The organism is Streptomyces beigongshangae (genome assembly GCF_019710745.1).
GTDB lineage: Bacteria > Actinomycetota > Actinomycetes > Streptomycetales > Streptomycetaceae > Streptomyces > Streptomyces beigongshangae.
The window spans coordinates 124,648-145,200 of sequence record NZ_JAHKJW010000002.1 but is presented as its reverse complement, the minus strand read 5'-3'; the positions used below and the strand labels follow the sequence as shown (position 1 = coordinate 145,200).

Annotated in this window: 16 protein-coding genes; 9 read left to right on the top strand and 7 right to left on the bottom strand. The window is 71.0% G+C overall.

What is annotated here, in order from left to right; all coding sequences use genetic code 11:
• Window positions 1-110 precede the first annotated feature (110 nt).
• Both KM933_RS02000 and lon read right to left on the bottom strand, forming a co-directional pair.
• A complete protein-coding gene (locus KM933_RS02000; protein WP_221348115.1) occupies window positions 111-653 on the bottom strand; it encodes a MarR family winged helix-turn-helix transcriptional regulator in 543 nt (180 codons plus the stop codon).
• Between the two features lie 250 nt (window positions 654-903).
• Window positions 904-3,321, bottom strand: a complete 2,418-nt coding sequence (lon, locus tag KM933_RS01995) for an endopeptidase La (protein WP_221348004.1) — start codon at window positions 3,319-3,321, stop codon at window positions 904-906.
• 291 nt (window positions 3,322-3,612) lie between these two features.
• On the opposite strand from lon, the gene KM933_RS01990 reads away from it, so the two are divergent.
• From KM933_RS01990 to KM933_RS01965, 6 genes are all read left to right on the top strand, one after another.
• Window positions 3,613-4,287, top strand: a complete 675-nt coding sequence (locus KM933_RS01990; protein ID WP_308013217.1) for a GNAT family N-acetyltransferase — start codon at window positions 3,613-3,615, stop codon at window positions 4,285-4,287.
• 253 nt (window positions 4,288-4,540) lie between these two features.
• On the top strand, window positions 4,541-5,248 hold the full coding sequence (locus KM933_RS01985; RefSeq protein WP_221348002.1) for a spermine/spermidine synthase domain-containing protein: 708 nt from the start codon (window positions 4,541-4,543) through the stop codon (window positions 5,246-5,248).
• Between the two features lie 112 nt (window positions 5,249-5,360).
• Entirely contained in the window at window positions 5,361-6,098 is a 738-nt protein-coding gene (locus KM933_RS01980) for a response regulator transcription factor (RefSeq protein ID WP_055509869.1), read from the top strand.
• 323 nt (window positions 6,099-6,421) lie between these two features.
• Window positions 6,422-7,486 carry a HAMP domain-containing sensor histidine kinase gene (locus KM933_RS01975; RefSeq protein WP_221348001.1) on the top strand — a complete coding sequence of 355 codons (1,065 nt, stop codon included), beginning with the start codon at window positions 6,422-6,424 and terminating at the stop codon, window positions 7,484-7,486.
• A 285-nt stretch (window positions 7,487-7,771) separates the two neighbouring features.
• Window positions 7,772-11,647, top strand: coding sequence for a multifunctional oxoglutarate decarboxylase/oxoglutarate dehydrogenase thiamine pyrophosphate-binding subunit/dihydrolipoyllysine-residue succinyltransferase subunit (locus KM933_RS01970; RefSeq protein WP_221348000.1), 3,876 nt, complete (start codon window positions 7,772-7,774; stop codon window positions 11,645-11,647).
• Window positions 11,648-11,842: 195 nt separating this feature from the next.
• Window positions 11,843-12,028 carry a DUF6104 family protein gene (locus tag KM933_RS01965; RefSeq protein ID WP_030190019.1) on the top strand — a complete coding sequence of 62 codons (186 nt, stop codon included), beginning with the start codon at window positions 11,843-11,845 and terminating at the stop codon, window positions 12,026-12,028.
• 105 nt (window positions 12,029-12,133) lie between these two features.
• On the opposite strand, the gene KM933_RS01960 is transcribed toward KM933_RS01965, so the two are convergent.
• Entirely contained in the window at window positions 12,134-13,039 is a 906-nt protein-coding gene (locus tag KM933_RS01960) for a hypothetical protein (RefSeq protein ID WP_221347999.1), read from the bottom strand.
• A 147-nt stretch (window positions 13,040-13,186) separates the two neighbouring features.
• Between KM933_RS01960 and KM933_RS01955 the strand changes: the two genes are divergently transcribed.
• On the top strand, window positions 13,187-14,263 hold the full coding sequence (locus KM933_RS01955) for a DUF4097 family beta strand repeat-containing protein (protein WP_221347998.1): 1,077 nt from the start codon (window positions 13,187-13,189) through the stop codon (window positions 14,261-14,263).
• 1 nt (window position 14,264) lies between these two features.
• Window positions 14,265-15,350, top strand: a complete 1,086-nt coding sequence (locus KM933_RS01950) for a PadR family transcriptional regulator (RefSeq protein WP_221347997.1) — start codon at window positions 14,265-14,267, stop codon at window positions 15,348-15,350.
• 139 nt (window positions 15,351-15,489) lie between these two features.
• Here the strand turns inward: KM933_RS01950 and KM933_RS01945 are convergent, their stop codons facing one another.
• The 4 genes from KM933_RS01945 to KM933_RS01930 all read right to left on the bottom strand — a co-directional run bounded on the left by KM933_RS01945 (window position 15,490) and on the right by KM933_RS01930 (window position 18,938).
• On the bottom strand, window positions 15,490-16,110 hold the full coding sequence (locus KM933_RS01945; RefSeq protein WP_221347996.1) for a Clp protease N-terminal domain-containing protein: 621 nt from the start codon (window positions 16,108-16,110) through the stop codon (window positions 15,490-15,492).
• Window positions 16,110-16,319, bottom strand: a complete 210-nt coding sequence (locus KM933_RS01940) for a helix-turn-helix domain-containing protein (RefSeq protein ID WP_010984411.1) — start codon at window positions 16,317-16,319, stop codon at window positions 16,110-16,112. The genes KM933_RS01945 and KM933_RS01940 overlap by 1 nt, the downstream gene beginning before the upstream one ends.
• Before the next feature lie 134 nt (window positions 16,320-16,453).
• Window positions 16,454-17,419 carry a zinc-binding dehydrogenase gene (locus KM933_RS01935; RefSeq protein ID WP_221347995.1) on the bottom strand — a complete coding sequence of 322 codons (966 nt, stop codon included), beginning with the start codon at window positions 17,417-17,419 and terminating at the stop codon, window positions 16,454-16,456.
• Between the two features lie 295 nt (window positions 17,420-17,714).
• On the bottom strand, window positions 17,715-18,938 hold the full coding sequence (locus KM933_RS01930) for an NAD(P)-dependent malic enzyme (RefSeq protein ID WP_221347994.1): 1,224 nt from the start codon (window positions 18,936-18,938) through the stop codon (window positions 17,715-17,717).
• Between the two features lie 638 nt (window positions 18,939-19,576).
• On the opposite strand from KM933_RS01930, the gene KM933_RS01925 reads away from it, so the two are divergent.
• The gene (locus KM933_RS01925) at window positions 19,577-20,542 is read left to right on the top strand and encodes an ABC transporter substrate-binding protein (RefSeq protein WP_221347993.1); all 966 of its coding nucleotides are present in this window, start codon (window positions 19,577-19,579) and stop codon (window positions 20,540-20,542) included.
• Window positions 20,543-20,553 lie beyond the last annotated feature (11 nt).

Below are 20,553 nucleotides of genomic sequence, written 5' to 3'. Positions count from 1 at the left end.
CGACCAGCCGCACCCGGTCCGGGTCCGGGTCCGGGTCCGGGTCCGGGTCCGGGTCCGACGGATGATCCTGCCCGGGGCTTGCGGCCCTCATTCACCTCAGCCCTCGACGCTCACCCGCGTTCGACTCCGCGGTTGAGCCGGCGCAACAACCGGGCCAGATCGGCCACTTCTCCCCGCTCCCAGTTGGCGAGCTCGCTCACGTAGCGTGCCCGGCGGGCGGCCCGGACCACCCGGAACCGTTCCCGCCCCTCCTGGGTGAGGTGGACGAGCCACGCCCGCCCGTCCGCGGGATCCGGCTCACGGGCGACGAGCCCGACCTCCTCCAGCGCCCGCAACTGCCGCGACATCGTGGCCTTGCCCACCCCGATGTAGGCGGCGAGTTCCGTGGCCCGCTGCCGCCCCCGTTCCTCCAGCCGCACGAGAAGCCCGTACGCGGAGGACTCCAAATCGGGATGGACCTCCCGGGCCATCTCGCCGGAGGAAGCCCGGGCCCGCCGCAGGAGGACCGTCAGCTCCCGCTCCAGCGCCAGGAACTCCTCCTGGTCCTCGGTCACCCGGTCCTCGGTCACCCGGCCCGCGGTCTCCTGGTCCACACCGCCCGCCGGGCCGCCGGACCTCGTCCGGTGCCCCTCTTCGTTACCGCCCTCGTGCACGTCAGCACCCATGACCCGGTTTCCCGATCCTGAAAGTTTCCGCCAAAGACCGCCGTTGCCGCAGCTCGGCCAGTATTTCGCAGGAACGGACCAGCAGCAGCCTCCGGCCGGCGGCCGACCGGCGCGTACACGTACAGGTCGCGTACACGTAGTCGCGTACACGTACAGGTGCGGAGACCTGCGTGAGCACGCGGAAGGCCCGGGCCCCTCGCGAAGAGGGACCCGGGCCTCACCTGCCCGGTGGCGTCCGTCACGCCGCCACCGGAACCTCCGTCGCCGCGTCGCTGGTCGCGGGCGCGAGCGCCAGTTCCAGGACCTGGCGGACGTCCGTCACCGCGTGGACGTCGAGCTTCTCCAGGACCTCGGCCGGGACGTCGTCCAGGTCGGGCTCGTTCCGCTTCGGGATGATCACCGTGGTGACACCCGCCCGGTGCGCGGCGAGCAGCTTCTGCTTGACGCCACCGATCGGCAGCACCCGGCCGGTGAGCGAGACCTCGCCGGTCATCGCCACGTCCGTACGGACCAGGCGGCCCGACAGGAGGGAGGCCAGTGCCGTCGTCATCGTGACGCCCGCGCTCGGTCCGTCCTTCGGCACCGCGCCCGCCGGGAAGTGGATGTGCACGCCCCGGTCCTTCAGGTCGCCGACCGGCAGTTCCAGCTCGGCTCCGTGGGAGCGCAGGAAGGACAGTGCGATCTGCGCCGACTCCTTCATCACGTCGCCCAGCTGGCCGGTGAGGGTCAGCCCCGCCGCGCCCGTCTCCGGGTCGGCCAGCGACGCCTCGACGAAGAGGACGTCACCGCCCGCGCCCGTGACCGCGAGGCCGGTCGCCACACCGGGCACCGCCGTGCGGCGCTCGGCCGGGTCCTGGGCGGACTCGGGCACGTGGTGCGGCCTGCCGATCAGTCCGCGCAGGTCCTCGTCGGTCACCGTGAACGGCAGCTCGCGCTCGCCGAGTTCGTGCTGCGCCGCGACCTTGCGGAGCAGCCGTGAGACGGACCGCTCCAGGTTGCGTACGCCCGCCTCACGGGTGTACTCACCGGCCAGCTTCCGCAGCGCGCTCTCGTCGAGGGTGACCTCGTCCCTCTCCAGGCCGGCCCGCTCCAGCTGGCGCGGGAGCAGGTGGTCACGCGCGATGACGACCTTCTCGTCCTCGGTGTACCCGTCGAGCCGCACCAGTTCCATGCGGTCGAGCAGTGCCTCCGGGATGGCCTCCAGCACGTTGGCCGTGGCCAGGAAGACGACGTCGCTCAGGTCGAGCTCGACCTCCAGGTAGTGGTCCCGGAAGGTGTGGTTCTGGGCCGGGTCGAGGACTTCGAGGAGGGCCGCCGCCGGGTCGCCCCGGAAGTCGGAACCGACCTTGTCGATCTCGTCGAGCAGGACCACCGGGTTCATGGACCCGGCCTCCTTGACCGCCCGTACGATCCGGCCGGGCAGCGCGCCGACGTACGTACGCCGGTGGCCGCGGATCTCCGCCTCGTCCCGTACGCCGCCGAGGGCGACCCGGACGAACTTGCGGCCCATGGCGTGGGCGACGGATTCACCGAGCGAGGTCTTGCCGACACCGGGCGGGCCGACGAGGGCGAGCACGGCGCCGCCGCGGCGGCCGCCCACGACACCGAGGCCCCGGTCGTTGCGGCGCTTGCGCACCGCCAGGTACTCGGTGATCCGTTCCTTCACGTCCTCCAGACCGGCGTGCTCGGCGTCCAGGACCGACCTGGCGCCCCGGATGTCGTACGCGTCCTCGGTGCGCTCGTTCCACGGCAGTTCCAGCACCGTGTCGAGCCAGGTGCGGATCCAGGAGCCCTCGGGGGACTGGTCGCTGGAACGCTCCAGCTTCTCGACCTCCTTGAGGGCGGCCTCGCGGACCTTCCCGGGGAGGTCGGCGGCCTCGACGCGGGCCCGGTAGTCGTCGGACTCCTCGCCCTCGGCCTCGCCGTTCAGCTCGCGCAGCTCCTTGCGCACGGCCTCCAGCTGCCGCCGCAGCAGGAACTCGCGCTGCTGCTTGTCGACGCCTTCCTGCACGTCCTTGGCGATGGCCTCGGCGACGTCCTGCTCGGCGAGGTGCTCGCGCAGCTGCTCGGTGGCGAGCTTCAGCCGGGCCGCCGGGTCGGTGGTCTCCAGGAGCTCGACCTTCTGGGCGGTCGTCAGGAACGGCGAGTACCCGGAGTTGTCGGCGAGCGCGGCCACGTCGTCGATCTGCTGGACGCGGTCCACGACCTGCCAGGCGCCGCGCTTCTTCAGCCAGTCGGTGGCGAGCGCCTTGTACTCCTTGACCAGCTCGGCAAGGGCGCCGGGCAGCGGGTCCGGCACGGTCTCCTCGACCTGCACGCCCTCCACCCACAGGGCCGCGCCCGGTCCGGTCGTCCCGGCGCCCACGCGCACCCGGGCGCGGCCGCGGATCAGGGCGCCGGGGTCGCCGTCGGCGAGGCGGCCCACCTGCTCGACCGTGCCGAGCACCCCCGTGTTCGCGTACGTGCCGTCGATGCGCGGAACAAGCAGCACCTTCGGTTTGCTGCCCCCGGTGGAACGGGCGGCGGCCTGGGCGGCCTCCACCGCGGCGCGGACGTCCGCGTCGTTCAGGTCCAGGGGCACCACCATGCCGGGCAGCACGACCTCGTCGTCGAGCGGCAGCACGGGCAGAGTGAGCGGTGCGGACGTCAAAGCCATGATCTCCCCTTCGGCATTCAAGTTGAGCTATGCCGACTCAATGCACGTGAGCCCTTGATTGTTCCCCCGGCCGTGTTCGCTCTGAGCGATCACTTTCGCCGGGCCGCTCCGACCACCCCGCATTGCCCGTTCCAGTAACAGCTGAAAGACTGATTGACCTATTACCAGAGAGTGTGCACACCAGGGGCGCGTGTACCGGCGGAGTGTGTGCCGACGAAGTGCATGTACCGACGGGGTGTGTGTACCGACGGAGTGTGTGTACCGACGGCTGGACGTTTTCGGGGGTGGATCGTGCAGGACGGGACCGTGCGGGCCTGGGTGGACGGGTGGGTGGTCTCGCGGGGGGCGGCGCCGCCGGTGGTCGAGCCCTGGGGATACACGGTGGACGTGGGCCTGGCGCAGCACGTCACCCGGCACGTGCTGGGCGCGACGGAGGAGCGGGTCGAGGAGGCCGCGGTCCGGAAGGTGGCGGACGCGGTGACCGGGGCGGGGGTGTGGCTCAAGGTCTTCGCGGAGCCCGCCCGTGTCGCGCCCTGGCTCGGGAGCGGCTGGTGGGTCGACCCCGAGCCCGGTTGTCTGATGTCGACGCCCTTCGCCGGGGACCCCGCTCCGCCCGTACCGGACGGCTACCGGCTGCGCACCTGGTCCCGGGGCGGCGTCGTCCGCGTCCTGGTCACCGCCCCGGAGGGTTCGTGGGCCGCGCGCGGGCAGATCGCCCCGACCGGGGCCACGGCGGTCGCCGACCAGATCGAGACGGCCCCCGCGCACCGGCGCAGGGGCCTGGGCCGTTTCGTCATGCGCACCCTCGCGCAGGCGGCGGTAGCCCGGGGCGCCGGAACCGGCGTCCTGGTGGGGACACCGGAGGGACGGAGCCTGTACGAGTCACTGGGGTGGCGCGTGGAGGCGAGGCTGACGAGCGCGCGATTCACGGGCGACGCGGGGACGCGGTCCCCCGCCGGGGGCTGAACGGCCGACACCAGCAGGTGCCGGGCCGCCCGCACCCGGAGTCCCCGCGCCGTCGACGGCCGGCGGCACCGGACCGTCGACACGCGGAGGTGGCGGGTCATCGGCACCGGGAAGTACCAGGTCGTCGGGCGGTGGTCGGCCGGGGCCCGGCGCGGGGTACGGGTGGGACCGGTCCCGCCCGCGCCCCGCGCCCCGCCCGCTTCGCGGCGGAAATCGGCTGCCCCGTCGGGGTGAACTTGCCAGGATGGGGCCCATGACCGCCTCGCACCACGCCTCCTACCCGTCGTACGCCCCTGTCGGCAGCCCTGAAGTCGTCGACCGCCGCGAAGGGCCGTACGGCGAAGTGGTGCTGCGCCGGCACGGCGGGCTCCTGCAGATCATCGCCAACGGCTGTTTCCTCATGGACACCTCCGACGGGCGCTCGGAGCGGCTGCTGGTCGACGCCGCGCTGGGCGCGCTGGACGGGCGCACCGGCCCCGAGGTCCTGATCGGCGGCCTCGGCGTCGGCTTCTCCCTCGTCCACGCGGCGGCCGACCCCCGCTGGGGCCGCATCACGGTCGTCGAGCGGGAGGCAGCGATCATCGACTGGCACCGGTCGGGACCGCTGGCCGAGCTGTCGGCCGGCGCGCTGGCGGACCCCCGCACCGAGATCATCGAGGTCGACCTGGTCGCGCACGTCAATGAGACGTCCGACACGTACGACGTACTGTGCCTCGACATCGACAACGGACCCGAGTGGACGGTCACGGAGGGCAACGACAGCCTCTACTCACCGGCCGGACTCGCCGCGTGCGCACGCGTGTTGAGGCCCGGTGGGGTACTCGCCGTCTGGTCGGCCAGACCTTCGCCTGTTTTCGCAAGAACCTTGGTGAATGCCGGGTTCCGGCAGGTGCGTACCGAAGAGATCCCGGTTGCCCGAGGCGTTCCGGACGCAGTGCATCTCGCGGTAAGACCTGGATAGCCGAGCGGTGGTCACTGCCCGTACCCTGCTGCTCTGGCGCCGATCATTCAAGCGTCAAGCGCAGTCATGGAATCACCCCACTGGTTCCGGAAAGCACACGTAGGGGCGGGCGATGGAGCAGACACACACCTCGCACAACGGCACGGCGGCCACGCCGGGCGCTCAGCGCCGGGTGCTGGTGGTCGAGGACGATCCGACGATCGTGGACGCCATCGCCGCCCGGCTGCGCGCCGAAGGATTCCTCGTGCAAACAGCGGGTGACGGTCCGGCCGCCGTGGACACGGCCGAGGCATGGCAGCCCGATCTGCTGATCCTCGACATCATGCTGCCGGGCTTCGACGGCCTGGAGGTCTGCCGCCGGGTGCAGGCGGCCCGCCCCGTGCCGGTCATGATGCTCACCGCCCGTGACGACGAGACGGACATGCTGGTCGGGCTCGGCGTGGGCGCCGACGACTACATGACGAAGCCGTTCTCGATGCGTGAGCTGGCCGCGCGCGTGCACGTGCTGCTACGCCGGGTGGAGCGGGCCGCGCTGGCCGCGTCCACGCCGCGCTCAGGCATCCTGCGCCTCGGCGAACTGGAGATCGACCACGCACAGCGCCGGGTGCGGGTGCGCTCCGAGGACGTGCACCTCACCCCGACCGAGTTCGACCTGCTGGTCTGCCTGGCGAACACCCCGCGCGCGGTGCTCTCGCGCGAGCAGTTGCTGGCCGAGGTGTGGGACTGGGCGGACGCGTCCGGCACCCGGACCGTGGACAGCCACATCAAGGCGCTGCGCCGGAAGATCGGCGCCGAGCGGATCCGTACGGTGCACGGCGTGGGCTACGCGCTGGAGACCCCGACACCCTAGAGTCGGGCACCCTGATTCGAGGGGCTGATGTCATGAGGGGTCTCGGCGCACTGCGCAAGGGCGTCAGGACGGGCACGGGGCCGGCCGGCGGGACGACACGACCGGATCCGGGGGCGGGGGCAGGAGCAGGGGCAGGGGCGAAGTCGGCCACCGGTACGAGGACGTCCGCCGGTACGGGGCCGTCCGCCGACCCGGTCACCTCTTCCGGAGCGGCCCCGGCCCCGGCTCCGATCACGCCTCCAGCGTCGGCTCCGGCTCCGGCTCCGGTCACAGGTACGACATCCGGCACACGTCCCGGCTCCGGGACCGGGACCTGGGGCGACATGCGCCCCTTCTCGATCAAGACGAAACTCGGCACCCTGGTCGTCGTCTCGGTCTTCATCACCACCGGTCTGCTGATGATCGCGGTGCGCACCGAGACGGAACTGCGCTTCATCACGGTCTTCTCGATGATCGCGACCCTGCTGATCACCCAGTTCGTGGCGCACTCGATCACCGCCCCGCTGGACGAGATGAGCACGGTGGCGCGGGGCATCTCGCACGGCGACTACACGCGCCGCGTCCGGGGCGCCGACCGCCGTGACGAACTGGGCGACCTGGCCCAGACGATCAACCGCATGGCCGACGACCTGGAGGCCCAGGAGCGGCAGCGCAAGGAACTCGTCGCGAACGTCTCGCACGAACTGCGCACCCCCATCGCGGGCCTGCGCGCGGTCCTGGAGAACGTGGTGGACGGGGTCTCCGCCGCCGACCCCGAGACGATGCGCACGGCCCTGAAGCAGACCGAGCGGCTGGGGCGCCTGGTGGAGACGCTGCTCGACCTCTCGCGCCTGGACAACGGCGTCGTACCGCTGCGCAAGCGCCGCTTCGAGGTGTGGCCGTACCTGTCCGGCGTACTGAAGGAGGCCAACATGGTGGCCTCCGCGCGCGCGGGCATCGCCTCCGGCTCCGGCAGCCACACGCGCACCGACGTCCATCTGCACCTCGACGTGTCGCCGCCCGAACTGACCGCGCACGTGGACCCGGAGCGGATCCACCAGGTCGTCGCCAACCTCATCGACAACGCGGTCAAGCACAGCCCGCCGCACGGCCGTGTCACCGTCAGGGCCCGGCGCGGCGACGGTCCCGAGTCCCTGGACCTCGAAGTCCTGGACGAGGGTCCCGGCATTCCGCGCTCGGAGTGGCACCGCGTGTTCGAGCGGTTCAACCGCGGCGGAGTCGTGGCGCCGCACGGTCCGGGCAGCGACGGCGGTACGGGGCTGGGGCTGGCGATCGCCCGCTGGGCGGTCGATCTGCACGGCGGCCGGATCGGTGTGGCCGAATCCGAGCGCGGCTGCCGCATCCGGGTCACTCTTCCGGGAGTGACCCCGTCGGACAGGTTGACGTAGGGTTCGAACCGAGAGCCCAAGATCCACGTGATAGGGCAGCAGGACACGTGTCATCGTGCGTTCGTCGCACGGGAACTCGGCCTTTCGGGGCCGCGGTCCTGTGCCGACGCGTGCGTCAGGCATCGGAACCTCGCTTGTTTCCCGCCATTTCGGCCGCCGAAACACGCTTTCCGATGTGACTTACGCGACGATGGCCAGGCCCGGACTGACCTACGCGGTCCGGGGGGCGTAGCCTTGATTCCCGCTGTCCATCACCTTGTGAAGCGGAAGAGGGCGGTTGCCGCCGTGTCGCCACAGTCCCCCAGTAACTCGAGCATCTCCACCGACGACCAAGCCGGGAAGAACCCCGCCGCGGCGTTCGGTCCGAACGAGTGGCTCGTCGACGAGATCTATCAGCAGTACCTCCAGGATCCGAATTCGGTAGACCGAGCCTGGTGGGACTTCTTCGCCGACTACAAGCCGGGCGGCGCGGCCGCCCCGGCTCCGACGGGTACCGCGGCCGCGGGGGCCGCGGGAACCACCGCCCCGGCGCAGGCCGCCCCGACCGCACCCCCGGCGCAGGCCAAGGCTCCGGCGCAGGCCGCACCGGCCAAGGCTCCGGCCGCTCCTGCCCAGACGGCTCCTGCCCAGACGGCTCCTGCCCGGACCGCTCCGGCCCAGGCCGCGAAGCCCGCCGCTGCCGCCCCGGCCGAGGCCCAGGCTCCGGCCGCCGCCCCGGCGAAGCCCGCCGCGGCCAGGCCGGCCGCCGCGGCGGCCAAGACCGCGCCCGCGCCGGAGGCCGGTGCGTCCTCGGACGGCCCCGAGTACGTGACGCTGCGCGGCCCGGGCGCCGCGGTCGCGAAGAACATGAACGCCTCCGTCGAGGTCCCCACGGCCACGTCCGTGCGCGCGGTCCCGGTGAAGCTGCTCTTCGACAACCGCATCGTCATCAACAACCACCTGAAGCGCGCCCGGGGCGGGAAGATCTCCTTCACCCACCTCATCGGCTACGCGATGGTGCAGGCCATCAAGGCCATGCCGTCGATGAACTACTCCTTCACGGAGAAGGACGGCAAGCCGACCCTGGTCAAGCCGGCGCACGTCAACTTCGGCCTCGCCATCGACCTGGTGAAGCCCAACGGCGACCGCCAGCTGGTCGTCGCGGGCATCAAGAAGGCCGAGACGCTGAACTTCTTCGAGTTCTGGCAGGCCTACGAGGACATCGTCCGCCGGGCCCGTGACGGCAAGCTGACGATGGCCGACTTCTCCGGCGTCACGGTCTCGCTGACCAACCCCGGCGGCCTCGGCACCGTCCACTCGGTCCCGCGTCTGATGCCCGGTCAGTCGGTCATCATGGGCGTCGGCTCGATGGACTACCCGGCGGAGTTCCAGGGCACGTCCCAGGACACCCTGAACAAGCTCGGCATCTCGAAGGTCATGACGCTCACGTCGACCTACGACCACCGGGTCATCCAGGGCGCCGCGTCCGGCGAGTTCCTGCGCGTCGTCGCGAACTACCTGCTGGGCGAGAACGGCTTCTACGACGAGATCTTCGAGGCCCTGCGCATCCCGTACGAGCCGGTCCGCTGGCTCAAGGACATCGACGTCTCGCACGACGACGACGTCACCAAGGCCGCCCGGGTCTTCGAGCTGATCCACTCCTACCGGGTGCGCGGCCACGTCATGGCCGACACCGACCCGCTGGAGTACAAGCAGCGCAAGCACCCCGACCTGGACATCACCGAGCACGGGCTCACCCTGTGGGACCTGGAGCGCGAGTTCGCGGTCGGCGGTTTCGCGGGCAAGTCCCTGATGAAGCTGCGCGACATCCTCGGTGTGCTGCGCGACTCGTACTGCCGCACCACCGGCGTCGAGTTCATGCACATCCAGGACCCGAAGCAGCGCAGGTGGATCCAGGACCGCATCGAGCGCCCGCACAGCAAGCCCGAGCGCGAGGAGCAGCTGCGCATCCTGCGCCGGCTGAACGCCGCGGAGGCGTTCGAGACCTTCCTGCAGACGAAGTACGTCGGCCAGAAGCGCTTCTCCCTGGAGGGCGGCGAGTCCGTCATCCCGCTGCTCGACGCGGTGCTCGACTCCGCCGCCGAGTCGCGTCTCGACGAGGTCGTCGTCGGCATGGCCCACCGCGGCCGCCTGAACGTCCTCGCGAACATCGTCGGCAAGTCGTACGCGCAGATCTTCCGCGAGTTCGAGGGCAACCTCGACCCGAAGTCGATGCACGGCTCCGGCGACGTCAAGTACCACCTGGGCGCCGAGGGCGTCTTCACGGGCCTGGACGGCGAGCAGATCAAGGTCTCGCTGGCCGCGAACCCCTCGCACCTGGAGGCGGTCGACCCGATCCTGGAGGGCATCGCCCGCGCCAAGCAGGACATCATCAACAAGGGCGGCACGGACTTCACCGTCCTGCCGGTCGCCCTGCACGGCGACGCGGCCTTCGCGGGCCAGGGCGTGGTGGCCGAGACCCTGAACATGTCGCAGCTGCGCGGCTACCGCACCGGCGGCACGGTCCACGTGGTCATCAACAACCAGGTCGGCTTCACCGCGGCTCCCGAGTCCTCGCGCTCCTCCATGTACGCCACCGACGTGGCCCGCATGATCGAGGCGCCGATCTTCCACGTGAACGGCGACGACCCCGAGGCCGTCGTCCGCGTCGCCCGGCTGGCCTTCGAGTTCCGCCAGGCGTTCAACAAGGACGTGGTGATCGACCTCATCTGCTACCGCCGCCGCGGTCACAACGAGTCCGACAACCCGGCGTTCACCCAGCCGCTGATGTACGACCTGATCGACAAGAAGCGCTCGGTGCGCAAGCTCTACACCGAGTCCCTGATCGGCCGGGGCGACATCACCCTGGAGGAGGCCGAGCAGGCCCTGCAGGACTACCAGGGCCAGCTGGAGAAGGTCTTCACGGAGGTCCGCGAGGCGGCGTCCGCGCCCGGCGAGGCGCACGCCCCGGACGTGAAGCCCGAGTTCCCGGTGGCGGTCACCACGGCCGTCTCCCAGGAGGTCGTCAAGCGGATCGCCGAGTCCCAGGTCAACATCCCCGACCGGGTCACCGTCCACCCGCGTCTGCTGCCCCAGCTGCAGCGCCGCGCGGCGATGGTCGAGGACGGCACGATCGACTGGGGCATGGGCGAGACGCTCGCGATCGGCTCCCTGCTCCTGGAGGGCACCCCGGTGCGCCTCTCGGGCCAGGACTCGCGCCGGGGCACGTTCGGTCAGCGCCACGCGGTGCTCATCGACCGGGAGACCGGCGAGGACTTCACCCCGCTGCAGTACCTCTCCGAGGAGCAGGCCCGCTACAACTGCTACGACTCGCTCCTGTCCGAGTACGCGGCGATGGGCTTCGAGTACGGCTACTCGCTGGCGCGCCCCGAGTCCCTCGTGATGTGGGAGGCGCAGTTCGGCGACTTCGTCAACGGCGCCCAGACGGTGGTGGACGAGTTCATCTCGTCGGCGGAGCAGAAGTGGGGCCAGACGTCGGGCGTCACGCTGCTCCTCCCGCACGGCTACGAGGGCCAGGGCCCGGACCACTCGTCCGCGCGTCCGGAGCGGTTCCTCCAGCTGTGCGCGCAGAACAACATGACGGTCGCCATGCCGACGCTCCCGTCGAACTACTTCCACCTCCTGCGGTGGCAGGTGCACAACCCGCACCACAAGCCGCTGGTGGTCTTCACCCCGAAGTCGATGCTCCGCCTCAAGGCGGCCGCGTCGAAGGCGGAGGAGTTCACGACGGGCGGCTTCCGCCCGGTCATCGGCGACGACTCGGTCGACCCGGCAGCCGTCAAGAAGGTCGTCTTCACGGCGGGCAAGGTCTACTACGACCTCGACGGCGAGCGGAAGAAGCGCGGCATCACGGACACGGCCGTCATCCGCATCGAGCGCCTGTACCCCCTGCCGGGTGCCGAGCTCCAGGCGGAGATCGCCAAGTACCCGAACGCCGAGAAGTACCTGTGGGCCCAGGAGGAGCCGGCGAACCAGGGCGCGTGGCCGTTCATCGCCCTGAACCTCATCGACCACCTGGACCTGGCGGTCGGCGCGGACGTCCCGCACGGCGAGCGGCTGCGGCGCATCTCGCGCCCGGCGAGCTCGTCCCCGGCGGTGGGCTCCGCCAAGCGCCACCAGGCGGAGCAGGAGCAGCTGGTGCGCGAGGTGTTCGACGCGTAGGCGTCGGACGCGCGTGCGCTGAGCGCCCGCACGGCCGAAGGGCCCGGTCCCGAGCTTCGGCTCGGGGGCGGGCCCTTCGATCTTTCGGCCTTTCGGCCCTTCGGCCCTTCGGCCTTCCGGTGCGGAGCGAAACCGCGGATACGTTCCGCCTATCCTGCTGTACAGCCTTTCAGCGAGAACGACGGAGCACTTCGCATGTACTTCACCGACCGCGGTATCGAAGAGCTGGAGAAGCGGCGCGGCGAGGAGGAGGTCACTTTCGAGTGGCTCGCCGAGCAGCTGCGCACGTTCGTCGACCTCAACCCGGACTTCGAGGTACCGGTGGAGCGCCTGGCGACCTGGCTGGCCCGCCTGGACGACGAGGACGAGGACGAGGAGTAGGCGGGACGGCTGTCCCGGGGTCCGGGGACGGCCAGGGAGCGGAGGAGCGTCAGGCGCAGGGCGTCAGGCGCAGGGCCCCAGGCGTGGGGCGCGGGGTGTGGGACGTCAGGCGTGGGGCGGGCAGTCGCGCGGCTGCAGGAAGCCGTACACCGCTCCGAGGCCGCCGTAGGCCATCAGCACCGCCCCGGCCGCGCTCCAGCCCGCTCCTCTCCGCCCTCGTAAGCCCCGGACGACCAGCACCGCCCCCGTCCCCAGCTGCGCGAGCGCGAGAGCCCGGACTCCGGAGGCACCGGTCGGGCCGGCCCAGGGCGGCCAGGACCCCGGCCGGCCGCTCCGGACGGCGTCGGGCCCCTCACGAACGGCATGCTCCCGTCCGGGCCGCTCGGCCGTCCGGACGTCACCGGGCCGCTCGACCGTCCGGACATCCCCGGGCCGGTCACGGACCACCGCGTGGAGGCGGTCGGCCGGATCGCCGGGTTCGAGCCCGTCGGGCAGTGCGACCCCCACCCGGGCCAGAACAGCGAGCAGAGCACGCAGACGTCCCCGTGCGTCGGCCCGGGGGTCGGGCTCCGTGAGACAGGCGAGCGACCGCGCGTCCAGGACCGGGTCGAGGCCGAGGCGGGCGGCGAAGGTCCGCATCGCCTCGTCCTCCCCCACCGCCGTGCCGTTCGCGAGCCATTCGTAGCCGACCGTCCGCCGGAAACCCGTGGCGAGCGTGCACCCGCTGTGGTCCGCGTCCCACCACAGGGCGAGCACGGTCCAGGGTGCCGCGACCGCGAGCGCGGTGGCCCAGCCGGCGAGAACGCGGTCCACCGGTTCGTCGTCCCGCAGCCAGGGCCTCCCCTCCGGAACCAGTACGCACCACTCCCGCCCGGCCGGGACGAGCAGCACGCGGTCACGCAGCAACCGCACGACGGGTTCGACCGCGTCGGCTTCCGCCCGGCAGAGCAGCAGCGCGCCGGCCGTCCGGTCGGGGGACGGGCTCGGTCCCTGAGGCGCACAGAACGACATGAGCCAATAATATTTGCTTTTGTCCCTCTTCATACCGTGCAGGTCACCAGAACGAGTGCCTTGACTTCCCGGACCCGCGATATATCGTGTCTATTGGAAGACGCGATATGGCGTGTCGCGTCCCGCCCTGCCGAGGAGGTCAGCACCATGTCCGAGTGGTCCGTCGCAGAGCCGAGGAAGCTCACGTTCGACGAACCGGTGACGGCTCTCCACGTGCGCATCGCCCATGGAACGGTGAACGTCGTGGGGGTCGACGAGGGTTCCGCCCACCTGGAGGTGTCCTCGATAGAAGGACCACCCCTGGTGGTCACCCAGGAGAGCGGGACGCTCACGGTCGCCTATGAGGACCTGCCCTGGAAGGGCTTCCTCAAGTGGCTCGACCGCAAGGGCTGGCACCGCAGCGCGGTGGTCTCCCTGGCCGTCCCGGCACGCACGCGCGTCGAGGTGGGTGTGGTCGGCGCCACCGCCATGGTCTCCGGGATCGACGGGCGGGCCGTGGTGAAGGGCGTCTTCGGCGACACCACGCTCGTGGGCCTCTCCGGCCCGGTCCGCGCGGACACCGTGTCGGGGAACGTGGAGGCCCAGGCCCTGACGGGCGACCTCCGGCTCAACTCCGTCTCCGGCGACATGACCGTCATCGAGGGCTCCAGCCCTTCCGTGCGGGTCGAGTCGGTCAGCGGCTCCGTGATCGTCGACCTCGACCCGACCGGCCGGGCCAGTGATGTCAGCCTGACCAGCATCTCGGGAGAGATCGCCGTCCGCCTGCCGCATCCTGCCGACGCGGAGATCGAGGTCGATTCGGCGAGCGGCGCGGTCTCCAGTGCTTTCGAGGACCTCCGGGTCAGTGGCCAGTGGGGCGCCAAGAAGATAACCGGCAGGCTCGGCGCGGGAAACGGCCGCCTGAAGGCGACCACCGTCTCCGGTTCGATCGCACTGCTGCGGAGGCCTCCCTCGGAGGACGAGCCGTGGGACGAGCCACGGAACGAGGAAGTGAATTTCGGGAAGGAGGCGGACGTCGGGCAGGACGGGCCGCGGAACACGGTTTCCGGCAGGTCCGAACCCGGTCCCGCATCCGGGACCGGAACGGGCCCCCGGCACGGACCGGCCTCCGCGCCACCGGCGTCCGACTCCACGCCTGACCCCATGCCCGACCCCACCGACGGACCCGGCGTGGCGCCGCAGAACACAGCACCCGACGACCCGACCCACCAGAAGGGGCTCTGACATGGCTCCCGTCTTTGCCCATGGCCGCCTGCGGCTCTACCTGCTGAAGCTGCTCGACGAGGCACCGCGCCACGGTTACGAGGTGATACGCCTCCTGGAGGAGCGCTTCCAGGGGCTGTACGCGCCGTCGGCCGGCACCGTCTACCCCCGGCTGGCCAAGCTGGAGGCGGAGGGCCTGGTCACCCACACCACCGAGGGCGGCCGGAAGGTGTACGCGATCACGGATGCCGGCCGTGCCGAGCTGGCCGACCGCAGCGGTGAACTGGCCGATCTGGAGCTGGAGATCCGTGAGTCGGTCGCCGAGCTCGCCGCGGAGATCCGTGCCGATGTGCGCGGCGCCGCAGGGGATCTGCGCCGCGAGATGCGGGCAGCCGCTAACGAGGCCCGGCGGGGTGCTGCGGGAGCCGGCACCGGGAGCGGTGGCCACGAAGGCGTCCACGGGGACTTCACGGACCTGGGGGACAGCGAGGCATGGCGCGTCGCCAAGGAGGAGATGCGCCGTGTGAAGCAGGAGTGGAAGGAGCAGGCCCGGCGCGCCAAGGACGAGAGCCGACGCGCCCGTGAGGAGGCCCAGCGGGTCCGCCATCAGGCCAAGGAGGCCCAGGAGCGGGTCCGGGTCGAGGCGCAGGAAGAGCTCCAGCGCATCGCCAAGCGTGTCCAGGACCAGGTGCAGGACCACTTCACCCGGGGTGACTGGCCGACGGGCGTCAGGGAGGGACTCGCCGAACTGACCAAGGAGTTCGGCGATTTCGGGAAGAACTTCGGCAAGGAGTTCGGGAAGGACTTCGGTTTCGGCCGGTCCGCGGCGGAGAGCAGGACCGGGCACGGGCCGAAGAAGGCGGACCGCCCCGACTACACGGACACCCCCGAGGACTTCCCCGCCGGCTACGAGCCCTCCTGGGCCCACGAGGACTCCACGGGCGATCCCGCCCGGGACCTGGACCGCCTGCTGGACCGCTTCCGCGACGACATCCGCGACGCGGCCCGCGATCACGGGGTGACGGAGGAACAACTGCGCGACGCTCGCCGCCATCTGTCGTCGGCAGCGGCGCACATAGGAGCGGCGCTGCGGGCGCCCAGGGGCTGAGCGGCGTCCGCACGTCCGCCCCGCAGCCCTTGCCGCTCTTACCACTCCTACCGCTTCTGCCACCTCTGCCGCTGCGCGGCCGAGGTGGCCCCGGCCGCCGGAAAGGAACCGACCCCCGCCCTCAGCCGACCCTCACCCCTCAGCCGGCCTTCGCCTCTCCCCCGCCGTACAGCACGCGTCGCAGTGACGCGTAGGTGACTCCGTGGTCGGCCAGGACCTCCGCGGGGACGCCAGGACGCGCGGTGAGGGCGAGGAGGAGGTGCTCGTCGCCGATGTGCCGGTCCTGCTGGGCGAGGGCGATACGCAGGGACTCCGTGAGGAGGTCCTTGGCTCCCTGGGCGAAGGAAGGGCGTCCGCCGAGGAACCCGGACCACCACCCCCGGCTCCGTCCGCCGCCTTTGCCGCCGCCCCTCCCCTCACTCTTTCCGTCTCCTCCGGGGGTCTCCAGTGCCCCCTCTCCATGGGCCTCCTCGACACGCGAGACGATCGCCGCGACGTCGATGCCCAGCCCCGAGAGAGCATCCGTGTCGGCCCGGGAGAGACCACCACGGCGGCGTGCCTCGGCCAGCGCCCGCTCGACGGACTCCCGGCGCCCGCCGAGCCCCAGCGACGTCAGGGCGAACGACGCACGGCTGGCCTCGCGGTCGAGGAGCGCCAGCAGCATGTGCTGCTCCTCAACCGTCTCCGCGTCCAGCCTCTCGGCGTGGTCGACCGCGCCGAGAACCACCGCGCGGGCGTCCCTGGTGAACCGTTCGAACATCACTGCCTCCCGTACTTCTTGTGCACGGCCTGCCTGCTGACACCCAGTTCCGCGGCGATCTCCTGCCACGACCAGCCCTGATTCCGTGCGCTGCGCACCTGCACCGCTTCGAGCTGTTCCAGCAGCCGCCGCAACGCGGAGACGGCACGCAGCCCGATCCGCGGATCGCGGTCGCCCGCACGCTCGGCGAGATCCGTTGCTTCGGTCATGACGTCAACTTAGATTGACACACCACGACATGTCAACTCAGGTTGACGCGGGGAGGTGAGTGGAAGAGACGGGCGGAGGAGGGACGATCGGAGGGAAGACGGACGAAGGGGAGACGGACGGAGGGGAGGTGTGATCAGGAGGCGGTCAGGACGACCTTGCCGAAGAGTTCGCCGGATTCCATGCGCGCGAAGCCCTCGCGGGCCCGGTCCAGCGGGAGCACTTCGTCGATGACGGGCCGGACACCGGTCGTCGCGCAGAAGGAGAGCAGGTCCTCGAGTTCGTCCTTGGAGCCCATCGTGGAGCCGACGACCTTGAGTTCGAGGAAGAAGATGCGGGTCAGCTCGGCGTGCGAAGGGTTGTCGCCGCTCGTGGCACCCGAGATGACCAGGGTGCCGCCCGGCTTGAGGGACTTGACCGAGTGGGACCAGGTGGCGGCGCCGACCGTCTCGATGACCGTGTCCACGCGCTGCGGCAGTCGGGCGCCCGGCTCGACGGCCTCGACGGCACCCAGTTCGAGGGCCCGCTTGCGCTTCGCCTCGTTCCGGCTGCTGGCGAAGACCCGTAGTCCCGCGGCCTTGCCCAGCACGATCGCGGCCGTGGCGACACCCCCTCCGGCGCCCTGCACGAGAACCGAGTCACCGGGTCGTACGCCGGCGTTGGTGAAGAGCATCCGGTACGCGGTCAGCCAGGCGGTGGGCAGACAGGCGGCCTCCTCGAAGGAGAGCTCCGCGGGCTTGGGCAGGACGTTCCACGTGGGCACGGAGACCTGTTCGGCGAAGGTCCCCTGGTAGCGCTCGGTGAGGATGGAGCGTGGCTCCTCCGGGCCGACACCGTGACCCGTCTGGCCGATGACGGAGTGCAGGACGACCTCGTTGCCGTCCTCGTCGACACCGGCGGCGTCGCAGCCGAGGATCATCGGCAGTTTGTCCTCGGCGAGGCCGACTCCGCGCAGCGACCAGAGGTCGTGGTGGTTCAGGGAGGCGGCCCTGACGTTCACGGTCGTCCAGCCGGGGCGGGGCCCGGGAGCGGGGCGCTCGCCCAACTCGAGTCCACGCAGGGGCCGGTCACGGTCGATACGGGCGGCGTAGGCAGCGAACATGCCCCGACCCTAGGGGGGCACCCGCCCCCGACGGAACCGGACGGCTCTGTGACGGACGACTCTGTGACACGCGCCCCTGGGGGAGGAGGGTGCGGCCGGCCGCGTACGGGGTGGGCCGGGACGGCCCCGGAGGCACCTCGGACTGCTCGCGCGCTTCCCCCGCCCCTCTTCCAGAGGCGGGGAACCCCCGAGCCCGAGGCACCTCCCGGCCGAAGGCCGGGGACCGGGGACCACAACGCACCCGCAGCCACACAGCCCACGGCCGTGCAGCCGTGCAGCCGTGCAGCCGTGCAGGCTAACGCCGGGCCACGCCCTCGGCGCGGGCCGCCGCGGCGACCGCCGCCGTGACCGCCGGGGCGACCCGCTCGTCGAACGGCGACGGAATCACATAGTCCGCCGCGAGGTCGTCCCCGACGACCGCGGCCAGCGCCTCGGCCGCCGCGATCTTCATCCCCTCGGTGATCCGCGAGGCCCGCACCTGCAACGCCCCCGCGAAGATCCCGGGGAAGGCCAGCACGTTGTTGATCTGGTTCGGGTAGTCCGACCGCCCCGTGGCGACGACCGCCGCGTACTTGTGCGCGACGTCCGGGTGCACTTCGGGGTTCGGGTTGGCCATGGCGAACACGAACGCACCCTCGGCCATGGAGGCCACGGCCGGCTCCGGCACCGTACCGCCGGACACGCCGATGAAGACGTCGGCACCGGCGAGCGCGGTCTCCAGCGAGCCGGACAGCCCGGCCTTGTTGGTCATGACGGCGAGTTCCCGCTTGACCGGGGTCAGGTCGTCCCGGTCGGCCGACACGATGCCCTTGCGGTCCGCGACGGCGACGTCCCCGAGCCCGGCCTCCAGCAGGAACTTGGCGATGGCCACCCCGGCCGCGCCCGCGCCCGAGATCACGGCCCGCAGCTGCCCGAGCGAGCGCCCGGTCAGCCGCGCGGCGTTCCGCAGGGCCGCCAGCGTGACGACGGCCGTCCCGTGCTGGTCGTCGTGGAAGACGGGGATGTCCAGCCGCTCCTGCAGCCGGCGCTCGATCTCGAAGCACCGGGGCGCCGAGATGTCCTCCAGGTTCACGCCGCCGAAGGACGGTGCGAGCCGCGCGACGGTCTCGACGATCTCGTCGACGCCGGTGCAGTCCAGCGCGATCGGCACGGCATCGACCCCGCCGAACTGCTTGAACAGGATCGCCTTGCCCTCCATGACGGGGAGCGATGCCTCGGGTCCGATGTCGCCGAGTCCGAGGACGGCGGTCCCGTCCGTCACGACGGCGACCACGGACGACTTCCATGTGTAGTCGTGGACGAGTTCCGGCTGCTCCGCGATGGCCGTGCAGACCTTCGCGACGCCGGGCGTGTACGCCAGGGACAGGTCGTCCTTGTCGCGGACGGGCACGGTGGCCTGCACGGCCATCTTGCCGCCACGGTGCAGCGCGAACGCCGGATCGAAGGAATGGAGGGGCTCGGCCCCGCCGTCCCGCTCCGTACTGCTGTCGCTGCGAGGATTGACGATCTCCGCTGCCACTTTGTTGTACCCCTTAGGTCTTTGCACGATTGAGGGTCGCCGCTCCGGGTGAGGAGCGGGCGGGCACCGCGCGCGTCCCTGATGACTGTGGCGTACGGGACGTGCGCGACGGGCACGCCGCACACGCGCCCTGAGCCCCGGATGAGGGGTGTGAGGAACCTTCTTACCGGACGGACCGCACCGCGGACGAGTCGATGGCGCGAAGGTCACACATCATCGGCCGCGGGCCGCGCGATGCGGGAACCGGGCTCGTATACCGGATAGCGAAGGTCACATACCGGTGACATGACTCATGACCGAATGGGTTCAGGAATTACTTTTCGCCATAAATAACACATAAGGTGCATACTGTCCGAAGTGTCGGGAACTGATCGTCCGCACCACGGCCCGCACCGGAGATCTTCCGGCACCTTCGGAGGTTTTCCGCACAAGGTCCGGCCGGGCCGGATCGGACCGGTCCGGTTCAGAGGTCACCCGTTATCCGATTTTGACATGGCGGGCACCCTGAAGGCGTGAGTCCGAATGGCAAGATGCCCTAATCACACGAGGTCGCGACACCCGAAGGTGTGTGTTCTCGTCGACCCATCGGCTACTGCCGGCCCATCGGCAACTCCACCCACCCGCCGGAGGAACCCACCATGACCGCACGCTCCACCCGTCGCACGACCACCGCGCAGTCCCGGATAGCCGCGGTCGGTGCGGTCGCGGTCGCAGGCGCCCTGCTGCTCACCGGCTGCGGTGACCAGACCAAGGACAAGGACAACAGCAGCAGCTCGGGCACCGCGGACGGCGGCGCGGCGCCGCTGGCCGACAAGCTGCCCGCGGCGGTCCGCGACAAGGGCGTCGTCAAGGTCGGCTCGGACATCGCGTACGCGCCGGTCGAGTTCAAGGACGACTCCGGCAAGACGGTCGGCATCGACCCCGACCTCGCCGACGCGATGGGCAAGCAGCTCGGTGTGAAGTTCGAGTTCGAGAACGGCACGTTCGACACCCTGCTCACCGGCCTGCGCTCCAAGCGGTACGACATCGCGATGTCGGCGATGACGGACACCAAGGACCGCCAGGAGGGCGTCGACGCCGACACGGGCAAGAAGGTCGGCGAGGGCGTCGACTTCATCGACTACTTCACCGCCGGTGTCTCGATCTACACCAAGCAGGGCGACGACCAGGGGATCAAGACCTGGGACGACCTGTGCGGCAAGAAGGTCGTGGTGCAGCGCAACACCGTCTCCAACGACCTGGCCAAGGCCCAGGCCAAGAAGTGTCCGGCGGGCGAGAAGCTCTCCATCGAGGCGTTCGACAACGACCAGCAGGCCCAGACCCGCCTGCGGGCCGGCGGCGCCGACGCCGGCTCCTCCGACTTCCCGGTCGCGGCGTACGCGGCGAAGACCTCCGGGGGCGGCAAGGACTTCGAGATCGTCGGTGAGCAGGTCGAGGCCGCTCCGTACGGCATCGCGGTCGCCAAGTCGAACACCGAGCTGCGGGACGCCCTGAAGGCCGCGCTCGACGCGATCATCGAGAACGGCGAGTACGACAAGATCATCGCGAAGTGGGGCGTCGAGGCCGGCGCCGTCAAGGAAGCCACCATCAACGGCGGCAAGTGACCGCGCGGCCT

Coding starts and splice junctions, on each gene's coding strand:
- KM933_RS01950 (WP_221347997.1), top strand. CDS start 14,265: ATGGCTCCCGTCTTTGCCCATGGCCGCCTGCGGCTCTACCTGCTGAAG.
- KM933_RS01935 (WP_221347995.1), bottom strand. CDS start 17,419: ATGTTCGCTGCCTACGCCGCCCGTATCGACCGTGACCGGCCCCTGCGT.
- KM933_RS01945 (WP_221347996.1), bottom strand. CDS start 16,110: ATGTTCGAACGGTTCACCAGGGACGCCCGCGCGGTGGTTCTCGGCGCG.
- KM933_RS01975 (WP_221348001.1), top strand. CDS start 6,422: ATGCGCCCCTTCTCGATCAAGACGAAACTCGGCACCCTGGTCGTCGTC.
- KM933_RS01955 (WP_221347998.1), top strand. CDS start 13,187: ATGTCCGAGTGGTCCGTCGCAGAGCCGAGGAAGCTCACGTTCGACGAA.
- KM933_RS01960 (WP_221347999.1), bottom strand. CDS start 13,039: ATGTCGTTCTGTGCGCCTCAGGGACCGAGCCCGTCCCCCGACCGGACG.
- KM933_RS01965 (WP_030190019.1), top strand. CDS start 11,843: ATGTACTTCACCGACCGCGGTATCGAAGAGCTGGAGAAGCGGCGCGGC.
- KM933_RS01985 (WP_221348002.1), top strand. CDS start 4,541: ATGACCGCCTCGCACCACGCCTCCTACCCGTCGTACGCCCCTGTCGGC.
- KM933_RS01925 (WP_221347993.1), top strand. CDS start 19,577: ATGACCGCACGCTCCACCCGTCGCACGACCACCGCGCAGTCCCGGATA.
- KM933_RS01980 (WP_055509869.1), top strand. CDS start 5,361: ATGGAGCAGACACACACCTCGCACAACGGCACGGCGGCCACGCCGGGC.
- KM933_RS01940 (WP_010984411.1), bottom strand. CDS start 16,319: ATGACCGAAGCAACGGATCTCGCCGAGCGTGCGGGCGACCGCGATCCG.
- lon (WP_221348004.1), bottom strand. CDS start 3,321: ATGGCTTTGACGTCCGCACCGCTCACTCTGCCCGTGCTGCCGCTCGAC.